Genomic DNA, 5,541 nt, shown 5'->3' on the forward strand with positions numbered 1-5,541 from the left:
CACCCGGATCAACGCACTCTAAATCGTGAAGAACCCGTAAAGCGGAAATCAATTCGAGGCGCTCGCGGTGCGCGGGACCGTAGACGGACGTGGTCTGGTTCTTCTTCGCCCCGGGCGGAAGCAGGCCCTCGCGGATGTAGTACTTGATGGTCGCGGTCGACGTGTCCGTGGCCGCCGCGAGCTCGCCGAGCTTCATCGTGCCGCCCTTTCGATCGGGGATGGCCGCATTGGGCAGTGGCGCTACCTTGCCGATGGTCGGACGCCATGGAACCTGTCACATAGTTAGGCTAGGCTGCCCTTCAAATGTCTGCGTCGGTCCCGTGCGCTTTGCGACGGGACCCATCCTCGAAAGGTGAGTGGTCGATGGCGAAGGGGTTTGAGGCCGTCGTACTCCGTGGCCTGGGCGCCAAGGAACATGCGGTGACCGTGATCGGGAAACGCCGGCTCGCGCCGCACTTCATCCGGGTCACGTGCCGCTCGGAAGGGCTGCTCGATCCGAAGGGGGAAGCGCCGGCGAACTGGCTGCGCCTCTGGTTCCCCGACCCCGACGGCGGCCCGAAGGAGTTCCAGCGCGGCTACACGCTCGTCGATCCCGATCCGGCGACCGGCGAGTTCTCCATCGATTTCGTCATACACGAGCCCGCCGGGCCCGCCTCGCACTGGGCGGTGAACTGCGAGGAAGGCGACCGGATCGTCGCCATGCGCTACGGCGAGCAACCCTTCGCCCTGCCCGAGCCGCCCCCGGCGGGGTACCTGCTGCTCGGGGACCTCGCCGGCTATCCGGCGATCCGCGCCCTGGTCGCCGCCATCCCCGAGGACAGCCCCGTGGTCGTCTACCTGGAGCGGCACAGCCCCGACGACGACCACATCGCCCTGCCCGAGGGCCCGAACATCACCGCGTCCTGGGTCGACGAGCTTCCCGACGGGCAGGCGCTGGTCCAGGCGATCAGCGACGGGGACTGGGCCGGCTGGTACGCCTGGGTGACCGCGGAAACCGCGTCGACCCGGCACGCGAAGACACTGCTGCAGAAGAAATTCGGACTCAACCGAGCGACCTTGCACGCGCATGCCTACTGGGTCCGCGGACGCCAGATGGGCAAGACGCAGACCATCGATTCGGCGGGTCCGGAGGCAACCGAGGCGAAGGGCGCGTCGGCTGCGCCTGCCGCCGCCGACGCGGACGCCGCCTCCGATGTCAACGTCATGGCGGCTGCCTCCGCTGCCTCCGGCGCCTCGGCCACCGCCGGCACCACCGGCGCTTCGTCCAGCGCCTCCACGTCCGCAAGTGCCGGCGCCGTCGGCTCCACCGACGCTCCCGAACCCCGGCAAACCCCCGGCGCCGACGCCGGCAAGGGGGGTGTGCTCCGGCCGCTCAAGCGTCCGCTCATCGCCGCAGGCATCGTCGAGGGAGCGCTGTCCCTGCTGCAGCTGATCCCCTTCATCCTGTTCGCGGAACTGGCCCGGCTGTTCGTCGAAGGGGCACCTGCGGAGGCTTTCGCCAAACCGGCGATCTGGGCGGTGGTCGCGATGGCCGTCTCGGCGGCGGGGACGACGCTGCTGGTGCTGTGGCTTCACTTCCTGGACGCCAACTTCGCCACGGCGCTGCGGCATCGCCTCTTGGCGAAATTCTCCCGGCTGCCGTTGGGCTGGTTCATGCGCGGCCGGGCGGCCGACGTCAAAAAGATTGCCGGCGATGACGTCAGGGCACTGCATTACCTGGTCACCCACGCGGTGCCCGACATCGTCGGCGCCGTCGTCGCGGCGCTGGGCAGCCTGATCTACCTGTTCGCCGTCCAATGGCGATTGGGCCTGGTACTGCTGCTGCCGATCGTCGCCTACATCTACGTCATCAAGGGAATCCAGCGCCGCGACAAGGACAAGGTGCTGCAGAACCAGCGGTACGAGGTGCTGGCGGCGGGCCAGACCCAGGCCTTCATCGGCTCGCGCGGGACCTCCGCGGTCTTCGGGCCGAAAGCGGTCGTCGACCTCGAGGGCACGCTGCGGGAATCCGGTGATTTCATGGCCGATTGGCAGCGCGACACCGGCCCCCGCAAGATCATCGCGGTGATGACGAACCGCCCCACCACGGTGCTGGGCGTGCTTCTAGTGGCGGGATTCGCGATGGTCGTGGCGGGCTGGATGCCGGCGACGGATCTGATCCCCTTCCTCATCCTGGGCACGTCCTTCGGCGGCCGGCTGCTGAACCTCGGGTTGGGCGTGGCCAGTTTGTCGGGCGGACTTGACGCCAAAGCCAGCGTCGAGCTTTTGCTGGCGACGCCGGAGCTCGCGCCCCCGGTGGATCGTCCCGCGCCCCCGGGCCACGTGCGTTTCGACCACGTCGATTTCACCTACGGCGGCGGCCGGAAGGTCATCGACGATCTTTCCCTCACGCTGGAGCCCGGCAGCGTCACCGCGCTGGTGGGCCCCTCGGGGGCGGGCAAGTCGACGGTGGCGGCGTTGCTGGCCCGGCTGTGGGACGTCACCGGCGGTTCCGTGAGCATCGACGGGGTCGACGTGCGCGATCTCACCCAGGAGCAGCTGTATTCCTCGGTGTCGGTGCTGTTGCAGGATGCCCAGCTGGTGCATGCGAGCATCCGCGACAACATCGCGCTGAACCGTCCCGAGGCGACCGACGCCCAGATCCGCGAGGCTGCGGAGGCCGCGGACGTGCACCGGGTCATCGAAGCGCTTCCCGACAGCTACGACACCGTGGTCGAACCGAACCGTCTTTCCGGCGGCGAACGCCAGAGGGTGGCCATCGCCCGCGCGCTGCTGGCGAACACCCCGATCGTCGTGTTGGACGAGGCCACTGCCGCGGCCGACCCGGACTCCGAGGCCGCGATCCACCGTGGGCTCGAACGCCTGCTGGCGGGCAAGACGGTGCTGATGATCGCGCACCGGCTGCACACGATCAAGAATGCCTCGCGGATCCTCGTCCTGGACGAGGGGAAAGTGGTGGAAGAGGGCACGCATTCCCGGCTCGTCGCGGCGGGTGGGGCTTATCGGCGGATGTGGGATGCGCATTGCGGCGCACCCGTGTCCGTCGCCGTTGAATCGGAGGAGAACTGATGTTGCGGGATCTGCACTTCGTCGTCGGGGGAGGTCGTCCCCTGTGGTCCTTCTTCGGCGCGGTTGCCGTGTCGGCACTGCTCCAGGTGGCGGCCGTCGTTACCCTCTACCCGCTGTTGGGCGCGCTGTTCTCGGCGGACCCCGGGGCGGCGTTGCCGTGGCTGGCGCTGTTGCTGCTGTTCGTGGCCTGCAGTTGGGGTGTCGACATCTTCGCCGCCCACAGGGGGCTCGATCTGGGCATCGCCGTCATGCGCGAGATCCACGGCAACGCCCCGGGTGCCGTGCTTTCGTGGCCGGATGCTCGGCTGACTTCCGAAAAGGAAGGTGCCATCCGCGATTTGGTCACCAAGGCCAGCACGGTCACCTCGGCGGTGATCCTGCTGATCGGGCCCGTGATCACCTCGATTGTGTTCATCTTCGGGTTGGGCATCGGGCTGCTGCTCGTCTCTCCCGCGCTTGGCGCGGTGACGTTCCTCGGCGGCATCGCTTGCCTGGGGTCGCTGTGGGCGTCGGCGAAGCTGGAGGACAGGTCCACGGCGGAGTTTGCGGCGGCCAATGCCGGTCTCGATGACAGGCTTTTCGAGTTCGCGCTCGTGCAGCCGACCTTGCGCACCGCGCGCCGGGTGGACGCGAGCACCCGATTGGTTGACCGGGCCATCGCCGAGGCGCGGCGGAAGACCCGCAGGGTCCTGCTTTGGCAGATCCCCGGGCAGCAGGTGTTCACGGTCGTGGTTCAGCTGGTGCTGTTGGCGTTTGGGTTCACGGTGTGGTGGTCCTACGACCGTTCGGCGTTGACCGGAGCCGCGGCTGCCGCGTCGATTGTGGTGTTGCTCCGGGTCGTCGAGCAGGCCAACGTTCAGGCGGGATCGGTGGGGGCCGTCGTCGAGCTGCGGCGCTCCCTGTCCGAAGTGCGCGAGCTGATGGAAGTCGAGCGGGTCCGCGCCGGCGGCCCGGGCGAGGGCCCCGCCACGGTGGAGGTCCGGGGCGTCGATGTCACGTTCCCCGACGGCACGACGGGGCTCGACGGCATCGACGTGGACTTCGCGCCGGGCACGATCACGGCCGTCGTCGGCCCGTCCGGCAGCGGCAAGTCGACGCTGGTGTCGCTGCTGGCCGGGCTGACGGTTCCCGGCGTGGGCACGGTCGACGTTGACGGGAAACCGGCTTCCCCCGGTGACCTGCGCGGCCGCGCCGCGATGGTGTTCCAGCGCACCGTCCTGCACACGGGGTCGATTCGCGACAACCTGCTCGCCGTGAACCCGGATCTGACGCAGCCGGAATTGGATGCGATCGCCGTCAATTGCGGCCTGGCCGAGGCGATCGAGCGCTTGCCCGATGGCTGGGACACTCCCGTCGGCGAGCTGGGCAATCGGCTGTCCGGGGGCGAGCGGCAGCGGCTGGGCCTGGCCCGCGCCCTCGCCAAGCCGGCATCGATCCTGCTTGTCGACGAAGGCACCTCGGCCCTGGACGGGCGCAATGAGCGGACGGTGACCGATGCCCTGTCTGGGCTGCGCGGCTCGTACACGACCGTGGTCGTCGCCCACCGCCCCGCGATGGTGGAGATCGCCGATCGCGTCATCGTCATGGAATCGGGGCGGGTGGTGGAAGCTGGCCCCATCGATGAGTTGGAGAAGGCCGATGGGCCCTTCGCCCGCATCGCGGAGCAGTGGCGGGAAGCGGCGACGTGGGGGATCGGCGAGGCGCAGAGCGTCAGCGGATAGCGGTCCCGGGCCCCGCCGGTGGCGGTCCAGGGCGCCGGCATGAGCCGGCGGGTGGTGGGCCGGGCCCCGGGGCCGGTGGCCGACCCGGGTGTCGGCCGTTTGCGTGGCGACGGGACGTCGTAAAGCGTCGGGGATGGCACGCCCCCGCATGGCCTGTGCGCGTCGACGATTGCCACCGTCAGCTTCGGCGTACTTGGGCATCGTGCGCGGGAACCGGCGGGCGTACGCGGGCAACATGATCGGCTCGTACGTCGACAAGTTGATCGGATTCGGGTTCGCCGCGCCGAGAAACACCTCCGCCCTCAGTTGCGCGGCAAACGGCGAAGCCGCGATCGGCCCTGATGCCAGTTGCTTCGATCCCAAAGCTGGATGGGCTCGTTGCGCGCCGGGTACCGGAGCGCCGGGTCGACGACTTCGTCGACGTCGTCGAACTCGGCGGCCGACTCGATCATCTCGGCGAAAACGAAGCCCGCCAGATCCGGGGCCAGGCGCAGGTCTTCGGAATCGCCGTCGGACGAAGATCCCGAACTCGGCGAAACGGTCGGCAGCCTCGGAGAGGACCAGATACTCCTCGGGCCACGGCGCGAGTCTCCTCGGCGCTCTCACGTCCCGACTGCGCAACCGCCGCTGAACGCGATCAATGAGGGCCACTCGGGTATGGTGCGCCGATGAACGGGGGAGGTGCGGGGGCACATCCAAGTTTCAGTGAAGGAGTAATCGGCCATGAGCTTCAACGTGTACCTTTCCGGCG

Annotated in this window: 4 protein-coding genes; 2 read left to right on the forward strand and 2 right to left on the reverse strand. The window is 68.8% G+C overall.

Going from position 1 to position 5,541, the window contains the following annotated elements; genetic code table 11:
* On the reverse strand, positions 1–196 hold a 196-nt coding region (locus HMPREF3121_RS01770; RefSeq protein WP_141742922.1), incomplete at its 3' end, for a MerR family transcriptional regulator.
* Positions 197–363: 167 nt separating this feature from the next.
* Between HMPREF3121_RS01770 and HMPREF3121_RS01775 the strand changes: the two genes are divergently transcribed.
* The gene (locus tag HMPREF3121_RS01775; protein ID WP_070519396.1) at positions 364–3,069 is read left to right on the forward strand and encodes an ABC transporter ATP-binding protein/permease; all 2,706 of its coding nucleotides are present in this window, start codon (positions 364–366) and stop codon (positions 3,067–3,069) included.
* A complete protein-coding gene (locus HMPREF3121_RS01780; RefSeq protein WP_070519397.1) occupies positions 3,069–4,790 on the forward strand; it encodes an ABC transporter ATP-binding protein in 1,722 nt (573 codons plus the stop codon). Before HMPREF3121_RS01775 ends, HMPREF3121_RS01780 begins: the two co-directional genes overlap by 1 nt.
* Positions 4,791–5,092: 302 nt before the next feature.
* On the opposite strand, the gene HMPREF3121_RS12530 is transcribed toward HMPREF3121_RS01780, so the two are convergent.
* The gene (locus HMPREF3121_RS12530; RefSeq protein WP_168161347.1) at positions 5,093–5,242 is read right to left on the reverse strand and encodes a hypothetical protein; all 150 of its coding nucleotides are present in this window, start codon (positions 5,240–5,242) and stop codon (positions 5,093–5,095) included.
* Positions 5,243–5,541 lie beyond the last annotated feature (299 nt).

This window comes from Corynebacterium sp. HMSC11E11 (assembly GCF_001807025.1).
Taxonomy (GTDB): Bacteria; Actinomycetota; Actinomycetes; order Mycobacteriales; family Mycobacteriaceae; genus Corynebacterium; species Corynebacterium freneyi.

What these genes read in the sequence shown, in the direction of transcription:
- HMPREF3121_RS01775 (WP_070519396.1), top strand. Translation starts at nt 364, where the DNA reads ATGGCGAAGGGGTTTGAGGCCGTCGTACTCCGTGGCCTGGGCGCCAAG.
- HMPREF3121_RS01780 (WP_070519397.1), top strand. Translation starts at nt 3,069, where the DNA reads ATGTTGCGGGATCTGCACTTCGTCGTCGGGGGAGGTCGTCCCCTGTGG.
- HMPREF3121_RS12530 (WP_168161347.1), bottom strand. Translation starts at nt 5,242, where the DNA reads ATGATCGAGTCGGCCGCCGAGTTCGACGACGTCGACGAAGTCGTCGAC.